Origin of the sequence: Streptomyces sp. MK7, assembly GCF_032658145.1 — a bacterium.
Classification (GTDB): Bacteria; Actinomycetota; Actinomycetes; order Streptomycetales; family Streptomycetaceae; genus Streptomyces; species Streptomyces spiralis.
Genome location: NZ_JAVACL010000016.1, coordinates 96,103 through 121,727 on the forward strand (window position 1 = coordinate 96,103; position 25,625 = coordinate 121,727).

Here is a 25,625-nt window from a genome sequence, read left to right on the forward strand (position 1 = left end):
CCGGCGTCGACACTTCCTTCGGTCTCGTGTTCCGGCGCGCGAAGGACGGCGTGTCCGTCGCCACGAAGGACGGTCTCATCGCCCGCACGACCGCACCTGAGCTCGCTGCGGCGATCGCATCCGCTGCCGAAGCCTTGTCCCGCACTCTCCCTCCAGAGGATGCGGCATCGTCCGACTACCAGGACGCTCTGTCGGCGTTCCGCCCGCTCGCCTCGGAAGACTGTGCGTGAAGGGCGGGCGGTGGGGTCGGAACTGGGCACCCAGGGGCGGGCCAGCTTGTAGTACCCGTCCGGGGCCTCGCTGGTGACACGGCTGCGCGTGACCAGGTAGCCGCGCGGGTCGGCGACCGCGGTGGAGGGCGCGAAGACGAAGCCGTACGGGGCGGCCGCCAGGTCCGTGCGGTTCAGGGTGTGGAAGTGGCAGCCGTCGAACACCGCCGTGGCCCGGCCGAAGACGAAGTCGACGTCTCCCTCGACGTAGCAGTGCCCGAAGTACTGGCGGGGGAAGGCCGCGAGTGACATCGAGTCGGCGTACAGGGTGTCCTGGTGGCCGAGGAAGCGGCACTGCCGGAACGCCGAGCGGTCGCCCAGCACCTTCAGCGCGACCGCCTGGGTGCCGGAGAAGTCCGGGTGGTCCGCGCGCAGCCAGTCGTTGGCGAAGGTGATCCGGTGCGCGGTGAAACCGTCGGCCCGGACGGTCGTCGTGGCCGAGCCGCTGGTGCCGTAGGCGCCCGAACCGTCCGGCTTCTGCGTGCCGGCCGCGTTGTCGTACACGATCACCACGTCCCGGGGGTCTCCCGTGGCGCCGAGCCAGGTCATGTCCGTGCGGGAGGCGTCCACGGCGACCGTCTCCCGGTAGGTGCCGGGCGCCAGGACCAGGGTCCGGCCGGTGCCGGTGGCCGCGTTCACGGCCGCCTGGACGGTGGTGGAGTCGCCGCGGCCGTGCGGGTCGACGTAGAGGGTCCGCGGGGTGAGGCGGGCGGCTGGTGAGCCGTAGCGGCAGGGCGGCCGGGGCGATCAGCAGGTAGGGCAGCCTGCGCGGCGTGGCGGAGGCACGGCGCCGCCGGGGTGGCGCGGGCGGTTTCGCCACGGCTGCGGCTTGGGCCACGAGGGTCCCCTTCTGGATTGACGCAGACATGGTCATCATGCTCTGCGGTGACGTGCGTACGCTCCGCTAACCGGGGTCGGTTCGGGCTGGACCGCGACCTTCGAGTTGGAAGCCAACCGCTTCGGCGGTAGGTGGAGTCACGACTGTTCTCCGTTCGCGGGGCAGTAAGCGCTTGCCACATACACGTGGCGAAGGGCTTCCAGAATGGTTCCGGCGGGGTGCCGGGGTGCGGGTTCCACTTGTGGGGATCACCCCGCGTACGGGTCCGGCACCCTCCCCGGCCGGGTCAGGAACTCGAAGTCGCAGCCGGTGTCGGCCTGGGTGATCTGGTCGTGGTAGAGGGCGCCGTAGCCGCGCTCGTAGCGCGTGGGCGGGGGTGTCCACGCGGCCCGGCGCCGGGCCAGCTCCTCGTCGTCCACGTGGAGATGCAGGGCGCGGGCCTCGACGTCCAGGGTGATCAGGTCCCCGGTGCGCACGAGAGCCAGGGGTCCGCCGACGTACGACTCCGGAGCCACGTGCAGCACGCAGGCGCCGTAACTCGTGCCGCTCATCCGGGCGTCGGAGATCCGCACCATGTCCCGCACACCCTGCTTGAGCAGGTGGTCCGGGATCGGCAGCATGCCGTACTCGGGCATGCCCGGGCCGCCCTTGGGGCCGGCGTTGCGGAGCACCAGCACGCTGTCGGCGGTGATGTTCAGCGACGGGTCGTTGATGGTCCGCTGCATCTGCTTGTAGTCGTCGAAGACGACCGCGGGTCCGGTGTGCTTCAGCAGGTGCGGTTCGGCGGCGATGTGCTTGATGACGGCGCCGTCCGGGCAGAGGTTGCCGCGCAGCACGGCGACCCCGCCCTCGTCCGCGACCGGGTTGTCCCGGGGCCGGATCACGTCGTCGTCGTGCACCTGTGCCCCGGCGATCTGCTCGCGCAGGGTCTCGTACGAGACGGTCGGCCGGTCCAGGTGGAGCAGGTCCGGGATGCGGGAGAGGAAGCCGGGCAGGCCGCCCGCGAAGTGGAAGTCCTCCATGAGGTACTCCTCGCCGCCGGGGCGGACGTCGGCGAGGACCGGGACGGTGCGGGCGATGCGGTCGAAGTCGTCGAGGGTGAGCCTCACCCCTGCCCGGCCCGCCATGGCGATCAGGTGGATCACCGCGTTGGTGGAGCCGCCGAGCCCGAGGACCGTGGTGACGGCGTCCTCGAAGGCCTCAGCGGTGAGGACCTCGGACAGCTTGCGGTCCTTGTGGACCAGTTCGACGATCGTCAGGCCGGCCCGGGCCGCCATCCGGTCGTGCCCGGAGTCCACGGCGGGGATGCTGGAGGCGCCGGGGACGGTGACGCCGAGGGCCTCGGCGGCGGCGGTCAGGGTCGACGCCGTACCCATCGTCATGCAGTGGCCGGGGGAACGGGCGAGTCCGCTCTCCAGCTCGGTCATCTCGCAGTCGCCGATCAGACCGGCGCGCTTGTCGTCCCAGTACTTCCACATGTCGGTGCCGGAGCCGAGGACCTCGCCTCGCCAGTGGCCGGGCAGCATGGGACCGGCCGGCACGAAGACGGTGGGCAGGTCGACGGAGGCGGCGCCCATGAGGAGGGCGGGAGTGGACTTGTCGCAGCCGCCCATCAGCACCGCGCCGTCGACCGGGTAGGACCGCAGCAGCTCCTCGGTCTCCATCGCGAGCATGTTGCGGTAGAGCATCGGGGTGGGCTTCTGGAAAGTCTCGCTGAGGGTGGAGACCGGGAACTCCAGCGGGAAGCCGCCGGCCTGCCACACCCCGCGCTTGACGGCCTGGGCGCGGTCGCGCAGGTGGACGTGGCAGGGGTTGATGTCGGACCAGGTGTTGAGGATCGCGACGACCGGCTTGCCCAGGTGCTCCTCGGGCAGGTAGCCGAGCTGGCGGGTGCGGGCGCGGTGGCTGAAGGAGCGCAGGCCGTCGGTGCCGTACCACTGGTGGCTGCGCAGCTCCTCCGGGCGCTTGCGGGCGGTCATATCGACCACCCCGCGGCGATGGCGGCGACCTCGGCGCGCTCGCTCTCGGGCAGCGGCTTGCTCGGCGGGCGCACGTCCCGCCGGCACAGGCCGAGCGAGGCGAGGGCCTCCTTGACCACGGTGACGTTGTTGGCGGAGCCGCCCTCGGCGCGCAGCTCCTCGAAGCGGCGGACCCGCTCCCACACCTTCATCGCGGCCGGGTAGTCGCCGGCCCGCAGCGAGTGGAGCATGTTCAGGGACACGGCGGGGGCGACGTTGACCAGGCCGGAGGTGAAGCCGGTGGCGCCCGCGGAGAAGTAGGAGGGGGCGTAGGGCTCGGCGAGCCCGGCCACCCACACGAAGCGGTCGAGTCCCGCGTCCCGGGCGAAGGCGGCGAACCGGGCCGCGTCCGGGACGGCGTACTTCACACCGATCACGTTCGGGCAGGCGTCGGCGAGTTCGGCGAGGCGGGCGCCGGGCAGCTGCGCGTTGCGGATGTAGGGGACGACGCCCAGCTCGGGCACGGCCTCGGCGATGGCGCAGTGGTAGTCGACCCAGCCGGCCTGGGAGACGTAGGGATGGACGGGCTGGTGCACCATGACCATCCGCGCGCCCAGTTCGCGGGCGTGGCGGGCGGAGGCGACGGCGGTGGGCACGTCGTGGCCGACCCCGACGAGGACGCTCGCGCGCTCCCCGGCCTCCTCGACGGTCAGTTCGGTGACCAGCCGCCGCTCCGGAGGGGTCAGCGCGTAGAACTCGCCGGTGTTGCCGCACGGGGTGAGGGTGGTGACGCCGCCGTCGAGGAGGCGGCGCAGCAGCGCCCGGTGGGTGTCCTGGTCGATGCGGCCGTCCTCGGCGAACGGAGTCACCGGGATCGCCACCACGTCGGCCAGGGCCGCCCGCTGGGTCCCGAACCGGGTGTCGAACGCGGTGCTGGTCATTGTCCGCCTTCCTCGTCGAGGACTTCGGGGAAGGCCCGGTGCACGAACGACGCGATGTGGGAGTGCAGGGCACGGGCCGCGCCGTCGGCGTCACCGGCCAGGGCGAGCCGCAGGATCTCCCGGTGCTCGGCGGCCTCCCGTTCCCAGGAGGGGTCGGCGGACCAGGCGACGGCGGAGACGAGGGCGGCCTGGTCGCGGACCTCGTCGAGCATCCGGCCGAGCAGCGGGTTGCCGCAGGGCAGGTACAGCGCGCGGTGGAACTCGCGGTTGGCGAGGGAGCGTTCGGCGGTGTCGGCGGCCTCGTCGGCGCGGCGCAGCGCGTCCTGGGCGGCGTCCAGACAGGCCCCGCGCCGGACCGAGCGCTTCAGGGCCTCGGGCTCCAGCAGGAGCCGCACGTCGTAGACCTCGCGCGCCATGTCCGCGTCCACCATGCGCACCGTGGCGCCCTTGTACTGGCTCATCACCAGCAGCCCGGTGCCGGCCAGGGTCTTGAGCGCCTCGCGCACCGGGGTCTTGGACACCCCGAACTGTGCGGCGAGCTCGGTCTCGACCAGGGCCTGGCCCGGCGTCAGCTGCCCGGTGAGGATACGGCGTTTGATCTCCTCCAGCACGAACTGCGTGCGGGAGGGGATCGGGGTGGGCACAGAGGTCATGCGCGCCTCTCGGATCTCGCGTATCGCGTCTCATATATGACGTATGGAGTACGACGCGATGAAGGTAAGAGGGGCGCGGTGTTTCGTCAATGCTTCTGACAAAGACGGGACGGACGGTTTCCGGCGGACGGCTCTGACGGGGGATTTCCGGCGCGCGCTTGGCGCCCGGTGCCGGCGGGCGGTTTCCGGCGCGCGCTTGGCGCCCGGCGCAGGCGGGCGGTTTCCGGCGCGCACTTGGCGCGCTTCGCCGGCGGGCGGCTTCCGGCGAAGAGCGCGGACGCGTCGGAGGACCGGACTTGCGCGGGTGGTCAGGGCAGCCGGGGGCTCCAGCGCGGGTCCCGTCCGCTCAGCCCCAGCGCCCGGTCCAGCAGCGGGGCGTCCTCGGGGACGGGCACGACGGGGCCGAAGATGCCACGGCCGCTGACGAGGCCGTCACCCGCGGCGGCGCGCAGGAAGCCGTACGCCGCCCGCAGCGCGGCCGGGTCCGGCTCGTACTCCTGGCCGGTGGCGCGCGCCAGGTCCCAGCCGTGGATCACCAGCTCGTCGGCGACGACGGCGCCGGCGGCCTCGCCGGGCAGATCCACGCCGCCCGCGCGGGTCATGCCGGTCCAGGCCGCCGGGTCGCGCCAGGTCTCGGCGAGGTCGTCGAGTGCCTTCGGGAGCTCCTCGCGCCAGCCGGGGCCGATGTCGGGCACGGTGGCGTTCGGGGAGGTGTCCGTGGTGACGCCCAGGTGCTTGCGGCCGGCGTCGCGGAAGGCCACCGTCAGGCCCAGCAGGTGCCCCAGCAGGTTCCGGGTCGCCAGGTCCGGACAGGGCGTGGGGCCGGCGAGCTGCTCGTCGCGCACGCCCTCCGCCAGCCGTGCCACGGCCCGGGTCTGCGGTCCGAGGTCGAAGGTCGTGTCGTTCATCGGCTGCTCCTCGTTTCCGGTCGGGTCCTTCCTGAGGGGCAGACCGTCCCCGGCCCCGGAACTCATCGCCGGCCGCCGCCGAGGGAGGCGGCGGCACCCCGGCTTACGGCATCTGCCCCATCCGTACGAGGGGGCCTTAGGGCCACGATCGCCAGGCATGAGGACGATCGGGACGACCGAGTGGACGGTGCTCCGGGTGCTGCGGGACCGCGCGGCCGGGCTGTGCCTGGCGGCGGTGGTGATCTCCGGCTTCGGCTCGTCGGCGCTGTGGCTGGCGTGCGGGGTGTGGGTGAAGGACCTCACCGGCTCCGACGCTCTCGCCGCCCTGTGCCTGCTCGCGATGTGGGCACCGGCCCTGGCCGGACCGCTGCTGGGCACGCTCGCCGACCGCGTCCGCCGCAGGCCCCTGCTGGTCGGGGCGAACCTGCTGCTCGCGGCCGTCCTGCCCGCCCTCCTCACCGTCGACTCCCCCGGCCGCGTCTGGCTGCTGTACGCGGTCCTGCTCCTCCACGGCGCCACGGGAGTCGTGGCGGACGCGGCGGGGTCGGCGCTGGTCGCCTCGGCCGTGTCACCGGCGCTGCTCGGCGACTTCAACGGGCTGCGCACGGCCGCGACAGAGGGCATGAAGCTGGTCGCGCCGCTGGCGGGCGCGGGCCTGTACGCGGCGTACGGCGGCGGGTCGGTGGCCCTGCTGGACGCGGTCACGTTCGTGCTCGCCGCGGTCCTGTACACGCGGTTGCGCCTGCGCGAGGAGAAGCCGGTACGGCCGGCCCGTACCTGGTGGGAGCAGACCGCCGACGGCGCGCCCCGGCTGTGGGCGCACCCGCGGCTGCGGTCCCTGGTGCCGGCCGGGGGCGCCACCATGCTGTGCGCGGGCCTGAACGGGGCGCTGGTCTACGCGGTCGTGGACGCCCTCGGGCACGCCCCGGCGTACGCCGGGGTGCTGTACGCCGTCCAGGGCGCCGGGTCGGTCGTGGCCGGGCTGCTGTCGGGTGCGGGGCTGCGCGTCCTGGGCGGGCGCCGGTTCGCGGTGTACGGGATCGCCCTCACGGCGGTCGGGGTGGCCGTGCGGGCGGTGCCGCACGACCCGGCGGCCCTGGCCGGCAGTGCGGCGATCGGCGCGGGGCTGCCGTGCGCGCTGATCGCCGTGTTCACCACCGTGCAGCGCGAGACACCGGCGGAACTGGTCGGCCGGGTGGCCGCCACCGCCCACACGCTGGTCTTCGTGCCGAACGTCGTCGGGCTCGCGGCGGGAGCCGTACTGGTCGAGGCCGTCGACCAGCGCGCGCTGTTGGTCCTGCCGGCTGTGGGACTGCTGGTGACGGCGGCAGCCCTGGCTCACGGCCCGGCGAGCGCCGGCCGCACCGCCGCCAGGTCGCCGTCCGACGCCAACCCGACATGACACAGCCGCGGTCCGGCCGCGACCGGACCCGTGCACGGCCCACGTCCCCAGCGCATCCGCCCCACCCCTGTACGGGACACCAAGGGCCCACAGGACACCACCCCGCCCTCGGCACCAAAACGGCGGCAGCCCCTGCCCTGGCTCACAGCCCGGCGAGCGCCGAGCGCACCGCCGCCAGGTCGCCGTCCGACGCCAATCCGGCGTGATACAGGCGCAGTTCGGTCGCGCCGAGGTTTCGGGCGCGGTCGGCGTCCTGGGACAGGGTGTCCGGTCTGCCGCCCATGCCGGAGACGATGGTCAGGTTGGCGGCGAGCACGGCGCCGGCGCGGTTCTGGTCGGCGAACGGGGTGAGAAGGCCCGCACCGCCCGTGCAGGGGACCACCACTCCGTCGGCGACGGACAGGATGTGGGCAGGGTCGACGCCGGCGTTGGCGCCGCAGCGGTAGGAGACCGGGTCGGCGTGGAGCAGCACCTGGAAGCCGGCGGGGGCCGCCGCGCGGACGGCGGCGACCGCCGCCTCCTGGAGCGTGCGGGCGGTGTCGTCGCGCCAGGCGCGGGTGACGTCCGCCATGGTCTCGCCGAGCAGTTTCTCGACGCCCGCCCAGCCTCCGTCGGAGGGCGCCGCGCCCTGCCAGACCGGTTCCAGGGCGGTGCGTACCGCGGCGGCCAGCTCCTCGGGGTCGAGGCCGCGTTCGCCGTAGCCCGCGCGGCAGGCCGGGCAGAAGCACAGGGACATCAGGTACTGCCCGGCCTCGCCGAGGGCGACGCCCGCCGTCTTGTCGTGGGCGTGCAGATGGGCGAGGCCGTACCAGCCGAGGGACTCCAGTTCGGTGCCGCGCGCCCCGGGCCGCACGGCGGCCTCGGCGGCCAGATCGACCAGGTAGGCGCGCGTGGCGGGCCGGGCGATGCACGGCGCCCACGGGTAGCGGTCGCCGTATGCGTTGACGACCGAGGTGTCCGGGTGCTCGGCGCCGAGGCGGGAGTTGTGGGCGAGGACCACCCAGGTGTGCACGTCCAGGCCCGCCTCGGCGAGAGCCGCCGCCGCCTCGCCGTAGGCGTCCCCGGGCGCCCAGTCGCCGGCCGGGTACGGCCTCGGGGTGCGGCCCGCCCAGCGGCCGCCGGGCGGGTAGAGCACGGCGGCGTGTTCGGCGGTGACCACACGGTGGCGCGGGTGGCGGGGGGTCAGGGCGCGGGTGGAGTGGTAGGCGGCGGCGAGCGTCACCTGCTCGACGCCGAGCGCGGCGAGACGGGCCGGTGCCGCCGGGTCGCCGTTGACATCCCAGGGGTAGACGAACGCCGACGTCCTCACGCGTGGCCCCCTTCTTCCGTCAGCAGCGCCTGGCCGCGCTCGATCAGGTGGGCGAGCTGCTTGACGTGGTCCTCGGCCGGTTCGTGCAGCGGCGGGCGCACCTCGCCGACGTCCAGTCCGCGCAGCCGTACGCCCGCCTTGACCAGGGAGACGGCGTAGCCCTTGCCCTGGGCGCGCAGTTCGACGAACGGGCGGTAGAAGCCGTCCAGCAGCCGGTGCGCGGTGGTGTCGTCGCCGTCGCGCAGCGCCCTGTGGAAGGCGAGGGCGATCTCGGGGGCGAAGCAGAACACGGCGGAGGAGTAGAGGCCGATGCCGATGCCGCGGTAGGCGAGCTGGGTCTGCTCGGCGGTGGGCAGGCCGTTGAAGTAGAGGAAGTCGCCGGGGACCTCGCTGCGGACGGCGCTGACGATCCGCTGCATGAGGTCCAGGTCGCCGACGCCGTCCTTGAGGCCGATGATGCCCTTGGTGCGGGCCAGTTCGACGGCCGTCTCCGGGGTGAAGACGGCGTTGTCGCGCTGGTAGACGATGACGGGCAGGGCGGTCGCGGCGGTCAGCTCGCGGTAGTGGCGCAGCAGTCCCTCCTGGCTGGCGACCACCAGGTAGGGCGGCATGGCGAGCAGCCCGTCCGCGCCGGCGGCTTCGGCGAGCCGTGCGTAGCGGACGGCGAGCGCGGTGCCGTATCCGGCGCCGGCCACGACCGGTACGCGCCCTTCGGTCACCTCCACGGCCGCGCTGACGCAGGCTTCGAACTCCTCGGGGGTGAGCGCGTGGAACTCCCCGGTGCCGCAGCAGGCGAAGACGGCCGCGGCGCCCGCCTCGACGCCGCGGCGCACATGGGTGCGGTAGGCGTCGAGGTCGACGGAGCCGTCCGGGCCGTAGGCGGTGACGGGGAAGAACAGCGGCCCGCTGGGGATGCTGAGTCGTTCGGCGAGGGGGGCTGACGGCACGGGCTCTCCCTAGGACAGGCGCTCACGTTTCTGATTAACGTCCATATTCATGAACGATCCCACGCTAAAGGGCCCCATCGGGGCCGGTCAAGCGCGCGAACCGGCAACACGGCGGCGGAATCCGCGCCCGCGCACCACACTTGACGCGGTGCGGCCCGCATCCCTAGCGTGTCCATGCATGTGAATGTCGTCTATACATGCGGTCGCCGACTGAAGGAGATCCGAAGATGCCCGCTCCCCGCACCGTTCTGCTCACCGGCGCCGCCGGCGGGCTCGGCACCCTGATGCGGGGCCTGCTGCCCGGGTACGGCTACGCGCTGCGCCTCCTCGACGTCCGGCCGATCGAGGACGAGCCGGACGCGATCACCGCGGACCTCTCGGACCGGGCGGCCCTGCGCGAGGCGGTCCGGGGCGTCGACGCGATCATCCACCTCGCGGGCATCTCCCTGGAAGCCCCGTTCGAGAAGATCCTCCGGGCGAACATCGAGGGGACGTACAACCTGTACGAGGCGGCCCGCGAGGAGGGCGTCCGCCGGATCGTCTTCGCCTCCTCCAACCACGCCGTCGGCTACACCCCCCGCCCGCAGGGCGACGACCCGCTGATCCCCGTCGACACCCCGCGCCGCCCCGACACCTTCTACGGCCTGTCGAAGTCCTTCGGCGAGGACCTGGCCCAGCTCTACTGGGACCGGCACGGCCTGGAGACCGTCTCGGTGCGCATCGGCTCCTGCTTCCCCGAGCCCACCAGCGTGCGCATGCTCTCGATGTGGATGAGCCCCGCCGACGGCGCCCGCCTCTTCCACGCGGCCCTGACCGCCGAGCACGTCGGCCACACCGTCGTCTACGGCTCCTCCGCCAACACCCGCCTGTGGTGGGACCTCACCAGCGCGCGGGCGCTGGGCTACGAGCCGCAGGACGACTCCGAGCCGTACGCCGAGAAACTGGTCGCCGAGCAGGGCGAGCTCGACCCGGACAACGCGGCGCACGCCTGCCTCGGCGGCCACTTCGTGACCGACCCGCCGATCTGGCCGTACTGAACCGTGCCGCTCCGGCCGGCACGGCCGGGATACGGCGGAAAACGATCGTTCGCGGGGCGGGCGGGCACCGAACGGGCCCGCCCGCCCCCCTATTCGGGCACCCCGCCTGCCCGATCTCACGCCCCCGCGCACAGCCGCGCAGGTCCGCGGCGGGCACTCCGCTCGGCAAACGGGCACATGCGGGCAGCATCGGGCGGGCAAGAGGCCTGGTCAGTGCCGCGCGCCGGAGGTAGAACTTCCCCCACGGCCCGATCGGGCCCGAACGGGCAGTGAGCACGGAAGCAGGTGCGGCGATGACGGCGAACACCGCGAGATCGGCAGAAGAACGCCAGCGCGAGATCGTGCGGGTCGCACGCACCACGGGCTCCGTCGACGTCACCGTGCTCGCCGCCGAACTGGGCGTGGCCAAGGAGACCGTACGGCGGGATCTGCGCGCCCTGGAGGACCACGGCCTGGTCCGCCGCACGCACGGCGGTGCCTACCCCGTGGAGAGCGCCGGCTTCGAGACGACCCTCGCCGTCCGCGCCACCAGCCATGTGCCCGAGAAGCGCCGGATCGCGGCCGCCGCGGCCGAACTGCTCGGGGACGCCGAGACGGTCTTCGTCGACGAGGGCTTCACCCCGCAGCTCATCGCCGAGGCCCTGCCCAGGGACCGGCCGCTGACGGTGGTCACCGCGTCCCTGCCGGTCGCGGGCACCCTCGCCGAGGCCGAGGGCATCTCCGTGCTGCTGCTCGGCGGCCGGGTCCGCTCCGGCACCCTCGCCACCGTGGACCACTGGACGACGAAGATGCTGGCCGGCTTCGTCATCGACCTCGCCTACATCGGCGCCAACGGCATCTCCCGCGAGCACGGCCTGACCACCCCCGACCCGGCCGTCAGCGAGGTGAAGGCGCAGGCCATCCGGGCCGCGCGCCGCACGGTGTTCGTGGGCGTGCACACCAAGTTCGGAGCGGTCAGCTTCTGCCGGTTCGCGGAGATCGACGCCCTGGAGACGATCGTCACCAGCACGCTGCTGCCGTCGGCCGAGGCCCACCGCTACTCCCTGCTGGGACCGCAGGTCATCCGCGTCTGAACAACCCGACACAGTCCCCGGAACGGCACGCCGACGCCTGCGTGCGCCCATATCTCCCCATGAGTCCAGGAGCACTCCATGCGACCCCAGAGCCGACGAAGCCCCCGCGCCCTGCTTGCGGTGGCCGCCGTAGGAACGCTGATCACCCCCCTGCTCGCCGCCTGCTCGGGCGCCGGCGCCGGCGGCGGATCCTCCTCCCACTCCATCAACGTCCTGATGGTGAACAACCCGCAGATGGTCGAGCTGCAGAAGCTCACCGCGGACAACTTCACCAAGGACACCGGGATCTCGGTGCACTTCACCGTCCTGCCAGAGAACGACGTCAGGGACAAGATCAGTCAGGACTTCGCCAACCAGGCGGGCCAGTACGACATCGCCACGCTGAGCAACTACGAGATCCCGATCTACGCCAAGAACGGCTGGCTGCACTCGATGGACTCGTACGTGAAGCAGGACACCGCATTCGACCAGCAGGACATCCTCGAGCCGATGCGGCAGGCCCTGACCGCGGCGGACGGCAAGCTCTACGGCGAGCCCTTCTACGGAGAGTCCTCCTTCCTGATGTACCGCAAGGACGTCTTCCGGCAGAAGGGTCTGACCATGCCGGCCAAGCCCACCTGGCAGCAGGTCGCCGACCTGGCCGCCAAGGCGGACGGCGCCCGGCCCGGAATGAAGGGCATCTGCCTGCGCGGGCTGCCCGGCTGGGGCGAGATGCTGGCTCCGCTGACCACGATGGTCAACACCTTCGGCGGCACCTGGTTCGACAAGGACTGGAAGGCGCGGCTGGACGCCCCCGAGTTCAAGCGGGCCACACAGTTCTACGTCGACCTCGTCCGCAGGCACGGCGAGTCCGGCGCCCCGCAGTCCGGCTTCGCCGAGTGCCTGAACAACATGACCCAGGGCAAGACGGCCATGTGGTACGACGCCACGTCCGGTGCCGGTTCGCTGGAGGCCTCCGGCTCCCCGGTCAAGGGCAAGATCGGCTATGTCCCTGCCCCGGTCGAGAAGACCACCAGCTCCGGCTGGCTGTACACCTGGGCCTGGGGCATCCAGAAGGCGTCCAAGAACGCCGACGACGCCTGGAAGTTCATCTCCTGGGCGTCCGGCAAGGGCTACGAGAAGCTCGTGGGCGAGAAGGCCGGCTGGGCCAACGTGCCGGCCGGCAAGCGCAGTTCGACGTACGACATCCCGGAGTACCGCAAGGAGGCGGCCGCCTTCGCGGACGTCACCCGGGACGCCATCGCCAGTGCCAAGCCGAACGACCCGGGCGTGCAGCCGCGCCCCGCGCCCGGCATCCAGTTCGTCGACATCCCCGAGTTCACCGACCTCGGCACCAAGGTCTCGCAGGAACTCAGCTCCGCCATCGCGGGCCGCCAGTCCGTGGACAGCGCGCTGAAGAAGTCGCAGCGGCTCGCCGAGGCCGTCGGCAAGAAGTACGAGGGATCATGACAGCCACCACCTCCGCCCGGGTCGCCACCGCCGCCGCGCGGCCGGCGACCCGGCCCCCGAACCGTATGCGCGCGTGGGCCGTCCGAGCGCCCCTGCTGCCGGCACTGGTCTTCATGATCGTGGTGACCCAGCTGCCGTTCGTGGCCACCCTGGTGATCTCGTTCTTCGACTGGAACGCCCTGTATCCGAAGGACCGTCACTTCACCGGCGTCGACAACTACCGCCAGGTCCTGACCGACCCGGACCTGCGCCACTCGGTGTGGACGACGGTCCTGCTGACGGTCACCGTGGTCCTGGCCAGCCTGGTCCTGGGCCTGGCCATCGCACTGCTGCTCAACCGCAGGTTCCCCGGTCGCGGCGTGGTCCGCACCCTGATGATCGCTCCGTTCCTGATCGTGCCGGTGGCCGCCGCACTGCTCTGGAAGCATGTGCTCTACAACCCTGAATACGGCCTGTTCAACGGGTTGCTGCACTACGTGGGCGGCCCCCAGCCGGACTGGATCTCCAACACTCCGCTGCTCGCGGTCGAGGCCTCGCTGGTGTGGCAGTGGACGCCGTTCATGATGCTGATCCTGCTGGCCGGCCTGCAGAGCCGCGACAACGAGCAACTGGAGGCCGCGCGGGTGGACGGCGCGAACGACTGGCAGGTCTTCCGCCATCTGACGCTCCCGCACCTGCGCCGCTACCTCGAACTCGGCGCGCTGCTGGGCTCTATCTACATCGTCCAGAACTTCGACGCCGTCTTCACGATCACGTCCGGCGGCCTGGGCACCGCCAACCTCCCCTACACCGTCTACCAGAGCTTCTACCAGGCCCACGAGAACGGCCTCGCCTCGGCCGCCGGCGTCCTGGTGGTCATCGGCTCGATCGTCATCGCGACCTTCGCGCTGCGCGTGGTGTCGTCCCTGTTCCGCGAGGAGGTGTCCCGCGCATGAGCACGATCACAACACAGCCGGCGGCCGTCCGTCCGCGCCGACGCGGCGGAGCGGGGCTCGGTCTGGTCGCCTGGCTGGTCGGGCTGCTGTTCTTCCTGCCCATCGCCTGGATGGCGCTGACCTCCTTGCACTCCGAGGCGGACGCCGCCACGAACCCGCCCTCCTTCGGTGCCTCACTGACCCTGGACAGCTACCGCGAGTTCTTCGGCGCCGGCGGCGGCGCGGACCCCTGGCCGGCGCTGATCAACTCGGTCACGGCGTCGGTGGCCTCGACCCTGTTCGTGCTCCTGCTGGCCCTGCCGGCGGCCTACGCGCTCTCCATCCGCCCGGTGAGGAAGTGGACGGACGTCCTGTTCTTCTTCCTGTCCACGAAGATGCTGCCGGTGGTGGCGGGCCTGCTGCCCATCTACCTGTTCGCCAAGAACGCCGGGATGCTCGACAACATCTGGCTGCTGGTCGTCCTCTACACCTCCATGAACCTGCCGATCGCGGTGTGGATGATGCAGTCCTTCCTCGCCGAGGTGCCGGTCGCGGTCATCGAGGCGGCCCGCGTCGACGGCGCCCGCCTGCCCACGATCCTGGCCCGGGTGGTCGCCCCCATCGCCCTCCCCGGCATCGCCGCGACGGCCCTGATCTGCTTCATCTTCAGCTGGAACGAGCTGCTGTTCGCCCGGGTCCTGACCGGCGTGGTGGCCGAGACCGCCCCCGTCTTCCTGACCGGCTTCATCACCAGCCAGGGCCTGTTCCTGGCCAAGGTGTGCGCCGCGTCGCTCGTCATCTCCCTGCCGGTGCTCGCCGCGGGGTTCGCCGCCCAGGACAAACTGGTCCAGGGCCTGTCGTTGGGAGCCGTGAAATGAAGGCCGCCGTCATCGAGTCCGTGGGCCGCGCCGTCGTCACCGACGTCCCGGACCCGACGCCCGGTCCGCGCGAGGTCGTCGTGGAGGTCGCCGCCTGCGGCCTGTGCGGGACGGACCTGCACATCCTCCAGGGCGAGTTCGCGCCCAAGCTGCCGATCGTGCCGGGCCACGAGTTCGCCGGCGAGGTGGTCGGCGTCGGCGCCCAGGTCACGGAGGTCTCGGCCGGCGACCGGGTGGCGGTGGACCCGTCCCTGTACTGCTACGAGTGCCGGTACTGCCGCGCCGGCCACAACAACCTGTGCGAGCGGTGGGCGGCGATCGGCGTGACGACGGCGGGGGGCGCGGCCCGGTACGCGGTGGCACCCGTGGCCAACTGCGTCAAACTGCCGGAGCACGTCCGCACCGAGGACGCGGCGCTGGTGGAGCCGCTGTCGTGCGCGGTGCGCGGCTACGACGTGCTCCAGTCGCGGCTCGGCGCCCATGTGCTGATCTACGGCTCCGGAACCATGGGCCTGATGATGCTGGAGCTGGCCAAGCGGACGGGCGCGGCGAGCGTGGACGTCGTGGACCTGAACCCCGCCCGGCTTCAGACGGCCCGGCGGCTGGGCGTGTCGGCGTCGGCGGCGAGCGCGGACGAACTGGACCGCCCCCAGGGCTGGGACCTGGTGATCGACGCGACCGGCAACGCGGCGGCCATCCAGGACGGCCTGGACCGGGTGGCGAAGGCCGGCACGTTCCTCCAGTTCGGCGTGGCCGACTACGCCACACGGGTGACGATCGACCCGTACCGCATCTACAACCAGGAGATCACGATCACCGGCTCCATGGCCGTGCTGCACAGCTTCGAGCGGGCGGCGGAGCTGTTCGCGAACGGGGTGCTGGACCCGGAGGTCTTCATCAGCGACCGGATCCCGCTGGAGCGCTACCCCGAGGCACTGGAGCAGTTCGCGGCGGGGGTGGGACGGAAGATCGTGGTGGTGCCGTAGGGCGGCGCCGCGAGGGGGGCGCGCCGCCCGTTCCGAGGGCGGGGGCGGGGCGCGTCACCCGTTCGCCGGGCCGGGGCGCCAGGTAAGGGAACGGTAAAGCGCCCTCGTTCGTTACCCCCCACATGACAGCTATGACCCCCGGCTCGAACATTCCTCTCGCCGCCGCCCGCGTCTCGGTGGACGTGGCCGCTCCGGTGCGACTGGACGTCTCGGGCCTGCTGCTCACCGCCGACGGCAAGGTGCGCTCCGACGACGACTTCATCTTCTACAACCAACCCGTCGGCCCGGGCGTGACCTACCGTTCGGGCGGCGGCACCGCGCCCGACGCGATCACGGTCGACACCGCGGCCGTACCGCCCGGCATCGAGAAGATCGTCGTCACCGCGAGCCCGGACGCCGCGGGCCAGACCTTCCAGGGCATCGAACCGACGGCCACCATCCGCAACGCGGACGACAACAGCGTCCTGGCCACGTTCACGCCCCCGCGGCTCGGCACCGAGACGGCGCTGGTGGTCGTCGAGATCTACCTGCGCAACGGCCAGTGGAAGGCGAGGGCCGTCGGCCAGGGGTACGCCGACGGGCTCGCGGGCATCGCGACCGACTTCGGCGTGACGGTGGAGGAACCGGCACCGGCGCCGGCGGCCCCGCAGCAGCCGGTCGCGCCGGCCCAGCCGGTCGTTCCGCCGCACCCGGGCACGCCGCCGCAGCCCGTGGCCCCGCCGCCGCCCGCCATGCAGCCCCAGGTCACTCCGCAGGCCCCGCCCGCTCCCGCGGCCCCGCCGGCCGCCGCCGCGCCCGCGCCCGGCACCGGGAAGGTCAACCTCGACAAGGGCCGGGTCAGCCTGCAGAAGAACCAGACCGTGTCCCTGGTCAAGGGCGGCCGCCCGCTGCTGTCCCGGGTGCAGATGGGCCTCGGCTGGGAACCCGCGTTCCGCGGCGCGGACATCGACCTGGACGCCTCCGTCATCGCCTACGGGCCGCAGCGCAATCACATCGACAGCTGCTACTTCGGCAAGCTGGCCATCCTGAACGGCGCGGTCAAGCACTCCGGCGACAACCTCACGGGCGAGGGCGCCGGCGACGACGAGGTGATCACGGTCGACCTCGGACGCCTTCCGCAGGAGGTCACCGGCCTGGTCTTCACGGTCAACTCCTTCTCCGGCCAGAAGTTCACCGACGTCGCCAAGGCCTACTGCCGCCTCCTGGACGCCACCACCGGCGAGGAGCTGGTGCGCTTCGACCTCACCCATGCCGAGGCGCAGACCGGCGTGATGATGGCCAAGCTGATCCGCCAGTTCTCCGGCGAGTGGGAGATGACGGCCATGGGCGACTTCGTCAAGGCCCGCACCGTACGGAACATGGTGAAGCCGGCGGCACAGGCGCTGTAGGCGCTGCCCGTACGACGGCCGGGGCGCCCTCACCCGCGGGGCGCCCGCCCGGCCAGGCCCCGGGCCGGCGACTACGCCCGCAGCCCATCGACCAGCAGGGACAGATACCGGCGGATGTGCCGGCCCTGCCCGTCCGCCAGCTCCGACGCCGACACCACGCCGTGCGCCAGCCGCAGGACGTCGACCGGCTCGACATCGGCCCGCAGGGCCCCCTCCCGCTGCGCCGCCTCCACCAGCCGGGCCGCGGCACTCTTGATCGACTTCCCGCAGGCCGTGAGCGCGGCCGAGCCGCCCTCCGTGACGGCCGAACCCAGCAGCGCCTTCAGCCCGCGCACCTGGATCGTCCCGACGCAGAGCTCGTTCAGCCACTCCACCAGCGCCTCGCCCGGCGGCAGGCGTTCGGACAGCTCGTCGGCCCGCGCGGCAAGGGCCTGCATCCGGTCGGCGTACGCGGCCTCCAGCAGCGCCCGGCGGTTCGGGAAGTGCCGGTACAGCGTGCCCGAGCCGACCCCGGCACGCTTGGCGATGTCGTCGAGCGACGCGTTCTCCCCCTGCTCGGCGAAGGCTTCCGCCGCCACCTTCAGCAACCGCTCGTAGTTGCGCCGAGCGTCCGCGCGCATGGGCCGGACCCGCGTCATCCCGCTACTCCTTGCGAACCGGAGGCCATCTCCGTATGTTATCCGGTATCAACCGGAGACAGTCTCCGGTTAAGCCTCTGGTCATGTCTCCGGCCACTGTCCCCGGTCCTCTGCCGAACGGAGCCCGCCCATGTCCACCGCTCCCCCGACCGGCCCCGGCCCACGCGGCGTACTGGCCCGCTACCGCCGCGCGATCCTCGACAAGTCCGCCGACGACCTCGCCGACCTCTACGCGCCGGACGCGGTGCACGAGTTCCCGTTCCGCTTCCCCGGCCTTCCCGCGCGCTACGAGGGGCGCGAAGAGGTGCGCGCGGGCTACCGGGCGCTGTGGGGTGCGAGCCCGGCGCGGCCGGAGGCGGTCCACGAGCTGGCGGTGCACGAGTCCACGGACCCGGAGGTGATCACCGTCGAGCAGACCGTCACCGGGACCGTGACCACGACCGGTGCACCCTTCGAGGTCCCCGGCCTGTTGGTGATGCGGGTCCGCGACGGCCTGCTCGTCCACGTCCGCGACTACATGGACGGCCTCGCGGTCACCGGCGCGCTGCCGCGATGACCCGGTGCCGGGCCGTCACGCCGCCCACGGCCAGTCGGCGTCCCGTGCCGCCTCCAGCAGCGTAACCATCCGGAAAGCCGAGTCCGAGAGCCCACCGAACGTGTGCCGGTTGCCCGTGCCCGACGGGCCGTGGCCCGCCCGGTAGCCCTCGAGGTTCCAGGTATAGACCGGGACGTGCGCCGGAATCTGGACCGTCGGGTCGCCGTGGCGGTTCGGGGCGTACTGCTCGTCGGTGACGATCAGCACCCGGTCGTGCTTCCGGTAGTGCCGGCGCACCGCCTCGGTCGTGTCGGTGCCGCCCAGGTTGCCGAAGCGGTCCAGGATCTTCAGCACCGACTCGCCCTTGCGGAACGGGACCTGGTTGCTGGTTGAACCGAACTCGACGAGGTCGGCCTTCGCCGCCCGCAGCGCGAGCGCGGTGCCGAAGATCGCCGCCGCGTCGGCCCGGTTGAGCTGCGAGCGCTCGGACACCTGCGACCAGAACATCGATCCCGAGCGGTCGACCAGCACGAGCGTCCGGCCCGGCAGCGCCGGCACGTTGGCGAGCGAGTAGCGAAGCGCCTGCTCCAGCGGGTACGACCAGCGCAGCGAGGGCGCGTGCTGGTACGCGGCGAGGTACCGGAAGGGGAACTGCCGCGAGCGCGCGACCTCGGCCGGGTCGCTGATCTTCGCCGCGACCTGGGCCGCGACCTCGTCCGAGACACCGGCCTCGTCGAAGTTCCGCAGGTTGCGCAGCAATGCCATCGCGCCCATGGACGGGATCACGGCCTCCCAGGCCGCCTTGTCCATCGGGCCCTGGATCCAGCCGGCCAGCGCCTCCCAAGTGATCCCGGCCGCCGCCAGCCGCTCGGCGCCGCCGGGCTCGGTGATGACCGCCCGGCGCTGCTCGACGGGCAGCGCCATCAGCTCGCGGCGGGCGGCCAGTACCGGGACGGACTCGGGCGGCACTGCGGTGTCCGGGTGGTGGCGCCGGTCGAGGGCGTACCGGAACAGCTCGCCCTGCCACGGCTTGTCCGGGTCCGGCGAGGCGTGCACCAGGTTAAGGATGTCGCCGAAGCGGTAGCCCTTGGACGCGGTGTCGTACTTCAGCAGCGACGTGCAGTGGTACAGCCGCCGTACAGCGTCGGCGATCCCGCGCTTGACCGGCTTGGGCACGGCACGGCCGTAGACGGACGTCCAGTAGGCGAGCAGCTCGCCGGGCTCGTCCGGGCGCTGGAGCACACTGTCCACGACCTGCCGGTTCGACGGGCCGCCGGTCGCGCCCGCCGCCAGCCGTGCGTGGACGTACTCGGCGGCGCCCACGATCGAGGCCGTCCGCATGTTGCCCTCGCCTCGCAGCCAGCCGAGCAGGCCGGCCGTCCACGACGGGTCGGCGACGGCGAGCTCGCGCACGAGCTTCGCGAACCGGTCGTCGCGGTCGGCGCCGGACTCGTAGAAGGTCTGCTGGGAGACCATGTTCGAGATCGCGAGCAGAAACAGCTCCGAGCGTGCGTCACGCTCCTGGCCCCGGCCGCCCTCGTACGTGCGCAGCACGCGCCCCGTGGAGGTGACCCGCGAGGTGGGCTGTCCCTTGGAAGCCTTGGAGTTGAATCGCGCCATGCTGAATTCCCCCGAATTCGTCGGCGACGTAAGACGTCGTGTTTCGGAGGGAGGCGCAGCAGAAGGAGGATGCCCGAGTTCAGGGGTCGGCGACGGACTTTGTGTCAGATGCTCTGCCGATTGAGCTACATCGACCCGAAGTCGATGACGGGACTCGAACCCGCAACCGTCCGATCCAAGGAAGTAACCGTTGCCTGCGCACCGGGCACCCACCGTGAGCTGCGCCTCCCGAGGTCAGGTCGGCGGCGGCTGTTTTTCATTCCTTGAAAGGGAAGTAGCCGTCGCCCGCGCACCGGGAGGTGCATGAGGTTTTCGGTGTCCAGAGATCGAGGGCGGCTGAACCGACGGTCGGTGCTCTGCCACTGAGCTACACCGGCATGTCGAGCCGGTGGCGGGATTCGAACCCGCGGCCTCCCCATTAAGAGTGGAAGTAGGTCCTGCCTGTCGCACCTGGACGTGCATCACTCTAGGAGGGGAGCCGCGGGACGGGCGAGCGAATTAATTCCCGGTCGTTCGGAAGGGGTTCAGCCGCGCTTCTGCCGCTTCCACGGACCGGTGATGGCGAGCATGATGCCGGGGGTCTGGATGTTGGCGAACAGGGTCCTGCCGTCGGGCGAGAAGGTGACGCCGGTGAACTCGCTGTACTCCGGCTCCTCCTCGGTGCCGATGTTGAGCTCGTTGCGGGCGATGGGGTAGGTGCGGCCGCTCTCGGTGGCGCCGAACAGGTGCTGGACGCCCTCGCCGTCCTCGGCGATGACGAGGCCGCCGTAGGGGGAGACGGTGATGTTGTCCGGTCCGTCGAAGGCACCGTCCTTCGCCGGGTCGGGGTTGACGCCGAGCAGCACCTTCAGGGTGAGGGTGCGGCGCTTGGGGTCGTAGAACCAGACCTGGCCGTCGTGCTGGACGGGGCTCTCCTCGCGGGCGAAGGAGGAGACGATGTAGGCGCCGCCGTCACCCCACCACATGCCCTCCAGCTTGCGGGCGCGGGTGATCTCTCCGGTGCCGAACTGCTTGCGCACGGACACCGTCTTCGCGTCCCGGTCGGGGACGTCCACCCAGTCGACGCCGTAGACCGTGCCGATCTTCGTGGCGCGGGACAGGTCGTCCACGAACTTGCCGCCGGAGTCGAAGCACTTGAACGCCTGGAGGACGCCCGCGTCGTCGGCGAGGGTGCGCAGCCTGCCGCGGCCGTGGCGGAAGCCCTCCGGCGGGGTCCAGCGGTAGAGCAGGCCGTTGGGGCCGGAGGCGTCCTCGGTGAGGTACGCGTGCCCGCGCTTGGGGTCGATGACGACGGCCTCGTGGGCGTAGCGGCCTAGGGCCTTGATCGGCTTGGGGTCTCGGTTGGCCCGGTGGTCCTCCGGGTCGACCTCGAAGACGTAGCCGTGGTCCTTGGTGAAGCCGTTCTTGCCGGCCTTGTCCTCGGTCTCCTCGCAGGTCAGCCAAGTGCCCCAGGGGGTGCTGCCGCCCGCGCAGTTGGTGGCGGTGCCGGCGATGCCGACCCACTCGGCGACCCCGCCGCCGCGGCGGACCTCGACGACGGTGCAGCCGCCGGCCGCCGCCGGGTCGTAGACCAGGCCCTCGGTGAGCGGCACCGGGTGCGGCCACTGGGCGCGGGCGCCGGCGAGCTCGTGGTTGTTGACCAGCAGGACGGTGCCGCGGGGGCCCTCGAAGGTGGCGGTGCCGTCGTGGTTGGACGGTGTGAACTCGCCGGACTCCAGCTTGGTCCTGCCGCTGTAGGTGATGATCTCGTACGAGAAGCCGGCGGGCAGCGCGAGGATGCCGTTCGGGTCGGCGATCAGCGGGCCGTAGCCGACGCCGTGGTGGCCACCGCGCGCCGACTCCGCCTCGTCGCTGTCGATGTCCGTGGCGGCGAGGGCGTTCGGCGCGGTGGCGAGCGCGCCGACGCTGCCCGCCAGGGCGACCCCGGCACCGGTGATCGCGGATTTTCTGGCGAAGTCCCTGCGGGTGAGCGACATGGTGTCTCCTGAGACGGTGGAAGCTGCCGTGGAGGGTGGCGGGCCTCGGTTCGGCGCAACCGTCCCGCCCGTGCCTGAACGACGGCTGAACACCGGTCGACTTCATCGGACTCTGTTTCATGAATCCGTATGCGCGAGCCCATGGAAGACCCAAGTCACCGGACACCGGACGGCCAAGTCACCGGACGCGGGACGGCCAAGTCACCGGACAAGGGACCGCCGGGCCGCCGGCGGAGACGCCCCGGCTCTGACCCGGCGGCAGCGATCAGCTCTCGTGCGCCGACCGTGCCTTGAAGGCCGCCTTGCGGGCCTCCTTGGCGATCTTCTTGTCCGGGTGCAGCCGCCCCATCGCCTCCAGCACGTCCGCCGTCCGCGGGTGGTCCACCCGCCAGGCCGCCGCGAAGAACCCGCTGTGCTGCTCGGCGAGGCCCTGCACGAGGGCGTGCAGCTCGTCGGAGTTGCCCTCGGCCGCCAGTTGCGCGGCCACGGTGTCGATGGTCAGCCAGAAGACCATGTCCTGGGACGGCGGCGGCACGTCGGGCAGGCCCCGCTCGGACAGCCAGACCCGGGCCAGCCCGCCCAGCTCGGGGTCGTCGAGCACCTCGCGCAGCGCCGGTTCGGCCACGGCGCCCACCAGGGACAGCGCCTGCTGGCAGCGCAGCCGCCGCAGCGGGGCCCCGGCGTCCGCGCCGCGCGCCGCGGCGAGCAACTCGCGTGCCGCGTCGAGGGGTTCGCGTCGCGCCAGCCACTGCTCGGTCTCGGCGTGGGTGGCGGCGGGCGGGTAGCCGGCGGTGCCGTCGAGCAGCGTGTCCGCCCCCTTGTCCGCGAGGTCGCCGACCGCCGGGGCGTCGTGGCCGGCGTCCAGCAGCCGGGCCCGCACTCCGTACAGTCCGAGGGGGGTGAGCCGCACCATGCCGTAGCGGGTGACGTCCACGTCGTCCTCGGCGGCCGCCGGATCGGCGGCGGGGTCCTCGGTGTGCTCGGCGTCCGCCAGGAGCCCCTCGTCCACCGGCCGGTACTCCACGATTCCGGCCGGCTCCAGCAGCCGGAACTGGTCGTCCAGCCGCATCATGGCGTCGGAGACCTGTTCCAGCATGTCGTTGGTGGGCTCGGCGATGTCGCCGGGCACGATCACGGAGGCGGCCAGCGCGGGCAGCGGCACCGGGCCGCCGGCGGGGCCGTCCTCGCCGGCGGTGAGCAGGTAGAGGTTGGCGAGCACGCCGTCCAGGAACTCGGCCTCGGCCTCGGGGTCCCAGCCGAGCGCGGAGAGGTCGACGGCGCCGCCCTCGTCCATCGCGTCGATCAGGCCCTCCAGGTCGGGCACGCTCGCGTCGGCCACCACGGCCTCCAGGGCGGTCAGCCACACCTCGAGAACGTCCTGCGGCGAGCCGCCGGTGAGCAGGCGCAGCTCGGCGCCGGCGGCGACGGTGCCCTCCTCCTCGTCGGTGATCTCCACGAGCCCGGTGTCGACGGCGATCCGCCAGGCCTCGCTCGCCAGGGCCGCGGCGTCGTCCCCGTGCAGCCCCAGCACCCCGGCCGCCTCGGGCAGTTGCTCCTCGACGAGCACGCCGCCGGCGTCGACCCGGGTGGCGGGTCCGGCCCAGCGGGCGAGCCGGGCGGCGCGCGCGAGCAGCGGGGTGGCGAGGGCGTCCCGGGCCAGCTCCGGTTCGGAAGCCAGCCGCACCGGCGGCAACGGGGACCTGTCTGACATCGGCTGGTTCTCCTAGCGGGCCTGGAGGCCTGGACGTGGGCGGGCCTGGGGGCCTTGACGACTCAACCGCTCAGCCTAGACGGATTTCCACCGATGCCGCCCGGTTCATCTGGCCGTCAGCGGCCGTACATGGCCGAAACCTTGACAACTCCGGGCGCCAGGCAGGAGATTGACGCGCGTAGACGTTGGGGGGACAACTGTTCACTCGGCTCTACGCGTGTCACAGAGGGCCTGAGCCCGGCACGCTTCCCCGTTCCACCCTCGTCCCGGCGCTCACGTACGTCCCCGGAGGGATCCCTTGCCGAGCAGGTCTTCCGCGCGCCTTGCCGCGCTCACCGTCGCCGCCGTGTGCTCGGCGGCATCGGCCGTCGTCCTCACCACGCCCGCGCACGCCGACTCGGTGCGCATCCACGACATCCAGGGCACGACCCGAATATCGCCGTTCGCGGGCCAGAAGGTCACGGACGTGCCCGGCATCGTCACGGCCACTCGCGCCTACGGCTCCTCCAGAGGCTTCTGGATCCAGGACCCGACCCCCGACGACGACCCGGCCACCAGCGAGGGCGTGTTCGTCTTCACCGGCTCCACCCCGAAGGTCGCCGTGGGTGACTCCGTCACGGTCACCGGCACGGTCTCGGAGTACGTCCCGGGAGGCGCGTCCTCCGGCAACCAGTCGGTCACGGAGATCACCAAGCCGGTGATCACCACGGTCTCCACCGGCAACGCGGTCCCGGCGCCGGTCGTCGTCGACGAGGACTCGGTGCCGGACGCGTACGCCCCCACCGGAGACACCGCCGCGGCCGGCTCGGTCAACGGCCTGACCCTGGACCCGTCGGCGTACGCCCTGGACTACTACGAGTCCCTGGAGGGCATGAACGTCCAGGTCGCCGACGCCCGCGTGGTCACCGCGACCGACCCGTACAGCGAGCTGTGGGTGACGGTGAAGCCGCACGAGCACCCGAGCCCCCGCGGCGGCACCGTCTACGGCTCCTACGACTCCCAGAACACCGGCCGGCTGCAGATCCAGTCGCTGGGCTCGACGGCCGACTTCCCGGCGGCGAACGTCGGCGACACCCTGGAGGGCGCCACCACCGGCCCGCTGGACTTCAACCAGTACGGCGGCTACACCCTGGTCGCGAGCAAGCTCGGCACGCTGGGGAGCGGCGGCCTGGAGCGCGAGACGACCCGGAAGCAGTCGAGCCGCGAGCTGGCGGTGGCGACCTACAACGTCGAGAACCTCGACCCGTCGGACACCACGTTCGACCAGCACGCGTCCGCGATCGTGAACAACCTCCAGTCGCCCGACATCGTGTCGCTGGAGGAGATCCAGGACGACAACGGCGCCACCGACGACGGCACGGTCGACGCGAGCCAGACCGTGAACAAGCTGATCGACGCGATCGTCGCGGCGGGCGGCCCGACGTACGACTGGCGCGCAATCGACCCGGTCAACGACCAGGACGGCGGCCAGCCGGGCGGCAACATCCGCCAGGTGTTCCTGTTCAACCCGGCGCGGGTGTCCTTCGTGGACCGTCCGGGCGGCGGCTCCACGACCGCCGTCGGCGTGACCAAGGTGCACGGCAAGGCGCGGCTGACGGCCTCCCCGGGCCGTGTCGACCCGGCCGACGCGGCCTGGAGCGACAGCCGCAAGCCGCTGGCCGGCGAGTTCGTCTTCCGCGGCAAGACGGTCTTCGTGATCGCCAACCACCTCAACTCCAAGGGCGGCGACCAGGGTCTGACCGCGCAGTACCAGCCGCCGGTGCGCAGCTCGGAGATCCAGCGCCACGCCCAGGCGACCGTGGTCAACGCGTTCGTCAAGGACATCCTGTCCGTGCAGAAGAACGCGAACGTCATCGCGCTCGGCGACATGAACGACTTCGAGTTCTCCGGCACCACGAAGATCCTCGAGGGTGACGGCGAGCTGTGGTCGGCGATCAAGTCGCTGCCGAAGAGCGAGCGTTACACCTACGACTACCAGGGCAACCAGCAGGTCCTGGACCAGATCCTGATCAGCCCGGCGATCCGGCGCGGCTGCGACTTCGAGTACGACAGCGTGCACATCAACTCGGAGTTCCACGACCAGATCAGCGACCACGACCCGCAGGTGCTGCGGTTCCGTCCGTAGGGGGTGTCTCGTCGGTCAGGCCGGATCAGGGAGCCACCGCGAGCCCGGCATGATCGACGAGACACCCCTA

General features: G+C 72.1%; 20 protein-coding genes and 1 pseudogene. 10 read left to right on the forward strand and 11 right to left on the reverse strand.

Annotation, left to right across the window (positions count from 1 at the left end):
• Nucleotides 1-218 precede the first annotated feature (218 nt).
• The 5 genes and pseudogenes from R2S09_RS19415 to R2S09_RS19435 all read right to left on the reverse strand — a co-directional run.
• Nucleotides 219-1,013, reverse strand: a pseudogene (locus R2S09_RS19415) (pectinesterase family protein); the annotation flags it as partial.
• A gap of 342 nt (nt 1,014-1,355) precedes the next feature.
• Complete coding sequence (araD, locus tag R2S09_RS19420; RefSeq protein ID WP_316742336.1) at nt 1,356-3,086, reverse strand: L-arabinonate dehydratase; 1,731 nt, start codon at nt 3,084-3,086, stop codon at nt 1,356-1,358.
• Nucleotides 3,083-4,006 carry a dihydrodipicolinate synthase family protein gene (locus R2S09_RS19425; RefSeq protein WP_306183786.1) on the reverse strand — a complete coding sequence of 308 codons (924 nt, stop codon included), beginning with the start codon at nt 4,004-4,006 and terminating at the stop codon, nt 3,083-3,085. The genes araD and R2S09_RS19425 overlap by 4 nt, the downstream gene beginning before the upstream one ends.
• Nucleotides 4,003-4,659, reverse strand: coding sequence for a GntR family transcriptional regulator (locus tag R2S09_RS19430; protein WP_316742339.1), 657 nt, complete (start codon nt 4,657-4,659; stop codon nt 4,003-4,005). The genes R2S09_RS19425 and R2S09_RS19430 overlap by 4 nt, the downstream gene beginning before the upstream one ends.
• 308 nt (nt 4,660-4,967) lie before the next feature.
• On the reverse strand, nt 4,968-5,567 hold the full coding sequence (locus R2S09_RS19435) for a TIGR03086 family metal-binding protein (protein ID WP_306183783.1): 600 nt from the start codon (nt 5,565-5,567) through the stop codon (nt 4,968-4,970).
• Nucleotides 5,568-5,724: 157 nt separating this feature from the next.
• Between R2S09_RS19435 and R2S09_RS19440 the strand changes: the two genes are divergently transcribed.
• The gene (locus tag R2S09_RS19440) at nt 5,725-6,969 is read left to right on the forward strand and encodes an MFS transporter (protein WP_306183781.1); all 1,245 of its coding nucleotides are present in this window, start codon (nt 5,725-5,727) and stop codon (nt 6,967-6,969) included.
• A 142-nt stretch (nt 6,970-7,111) separates the two neighbouring features.
• Here the strand turns inward: R2S09_RS19440 and R2S09_RS19445 are convergent, their stop codons facing one another.
• Together R2S09_RS19445 and R2S09_RS19450 are read right to left on the reverse strand one after the other, a co-directional pair.
• Entirely contained in the window at nt 7,112-8,278 is a 1,167-nt protein-coding gene (locus R2S09_RS19445; protein WP_306183779.1) for a hypothetical protein, read from the reverse strand.
• On the reverse strand, nt 8,275-9,225 hold the full coding sequence (locus R2S09_RS19450; protein ID WP_316742342.1) for a 5-dehydro-4-deoxyglucarate dehydratase: 951 nt from the start codon (nt 9,223-9,225) through the stop codon (nt 8,275-8,277). Before R2S09_RS19450 ends, R2S09_RS19445 begins: the two co-directional genes overlap by 4 nt.
• Before the next feature lie 227 nt (nt 9,226-9,452).
• Between R2S09_RS19450 and R2S09_RS19455 the strand changes: the two genes are divergently transcribed.
• The 7 genes from R2S09_RS19455 to R2S09_RS19485 all read left to right on the forward strand — a co-directional run bounded on the left by R2S09_RS19455 (nt 9,453) and on the right by R2S09_RS19485 (nt 16,950).
• Nucleotides 9,453-10,262, forward strand: coding sequence for an NAD(P)-dependent oxidoreductase (locus tag R2S09_RS19455; RefSeq protein ID WP_316742343.1), 810 nt, complete (start codon nt 9,453-9,455; stop codon nt 10,260-10,262).
• 293 nt (nt 10,263-10,555) lie between these two features.
• Nucleotides 10,556-11,335: a DeoR/GlpR family DNA-binding transcription regulator gene (locus R2S09_RS19460; protein ID WP_316742345.1), complete on the forward strand. Its 780-nt coding sequence runs from the start codon at nt 10,556-10,558 to the stop codon at nt 11,333-11,335.
• 78 nt (nt 11,336-11,413) lie between these two features.
• Nucleotides 11,414-12,784 (forward strand): sugar ABC transporter substrate-binding protein, encoded by a 1,371-nt coding sequence (locus R2S09_RS19465; RefSeq protein WP_306183771.1) that lies wholly within the window; start codon nt 11,414-11,416, stop codon nt 12,782-12,784.
• Nucleotides 12,781-13,719: a carbohydrate ABC transporter permease gene (locus R2S09_RS19470; protein WP_306183769.1), complete on the forward strand. Its 939-nt coding sequence runs from the start codon at nt 12,781-12,783 to the stop codon at nt 13,717-13,719. The genes R2S09_RS19465 and R2S09_RS19470 overlap by 4 nt, the downstream gene beginning before the upstream one ends.
• A complete protein-coding gene (locus tag R2S09_RS19475; protein WP_316742347.1) occupies nt 13,716-14,576 on the forward strand; it encodes a carbohydrate ABC transporter permease in 861 nt (286 codons plus the stop codon). Before R2S09_RS19470 ends, R2S09_RS19475 begins: the two co-directional genes overlap by 4 nt.
• Nucleotides 14,573-15,562, forward strand: coding sequence for a zinc-dependent alcohol dehydrogenase family protein (locus R2S09_RS19480; RefSeq protein WP_316742348.1), 990 nt, complete (start codon nt 14,573-14,575; stop codon nt 15,560-15,562). The genes R2S09_RS19475 and R2S09_RS19480 overlap by 4 nt, the downstream gene beginning before the upstream one ends.
• A 131-nt stretch (nt 15,563-15,693) precedes the next feature.
• Complete coding sequence (locus R2S09_RS19485; protein WP_306183983.1) at nt 15,694-16,950, forward strand: TerD family protein; 1,257 nt, start codon at nt 15,694-15,696, stop codon at nt 16,948-16,950.
• A gap of 71 nt (nt 16,951-17,021) precedes the next feature.
• Here R2S09_RS19485 and R2S09_RS19490 read toward each other — a convergent pair whose 3' ends face one another.
• The gene (locus R2S09_RS19490) at nt 17,022-17,588 is read right to left on the reverse strand and encodes a helix-turn-helix domain-containing protein (RefSeq protein ID WP_316742349.1); all 567 of its coding nucleotides are present in this window, start codon (nt 17,586-17,588) and stop codon (nt 17,022-17,024) included.
• A 130-nt stretch (nt 17,589-17,718) separates the two neighbouring features.
• Here R2S09_RS19490 and R2S09_RS19495 point away from each other — a divergent pair, with 130 nt between their 5' ends.
• On the forward strand, nt 17,719-18,144 hold the full coding sequence (locus R2S09_RS19495; protein WP_306183761.1) for a nuclear transport factor 2 family protein: 426 nt from the start codon (nt 17,719-17,721) through the stop codon (nt 18,142-18,144).
• A gap of 15 nt (nt 18,145-18,159) precedes the next feature.
• Here R2S09_RS19495 and R2S09_RS19500 read toward each other — a convergent pair whose 3' ends face one another.
• The 3 genes from R2S09_RS19500 to R2S09_RS19510 form a co-directional block, all read right to left on the reverse strand.
• Nucleotides 18,160-19,743 carry a TROVE domain-containing protein gene (locus R2S09_RS19500; protein WP_316742350.1) on the reverse strand — a complete coding sequence of 528 codons (1,584 nt, stop codon included), beginning with the start codon at nt 19,741-19,743 and terminating at the stop codon, nt 18,160-18,162.
• Between the two features lie 524 nt (nt 19,744-20,267).
• Nucleotides 20,268-21,719: an alkaline phosphatase PhoX gene (locus R2S09_RS19505; protein ID WP_316742351.1), complete on the reverse strand. Its 1,452-nt coding sequence runs from the start codon at nt 21,717-21,719 to the stop codon at nt 20,268-20,270.
• A gap of 265 nt (nt 21,720-21,984) precedes the next feature.
• On the reverse strand, nt 21,985-23,430 hold the full coding sequence (locus tag R2S09_RS19510) for a hypothetical protein (RefSeq protein WP_316742352.1): 1,446 nt from the start codon (nt 23,428-23,430) through the stop codon (nt 21,985-21,987).
• A 298-nt stretch (nt 23,431-23,728) separates the two neighbouring features.
• On the opposite strand from R2S09_RS19510, the gene R2S09_RS19515 reads away from it, so the two are divergent.
• Nucleotides 23,729-25,555: an endonuclease/exonuclease/phosphatase family protein gene (locus R2S09_RS19515; protein ID WP_316742353.1), complete on the forward strand. Its 1,827-nt coding sequence runs from the start codon at nt 23,729-23,731 to the stop codon at nt 25,553-25,555.
• The last annotated feature ends 70 nt before the right edge of the window (nt 25,556-25,625 follow it).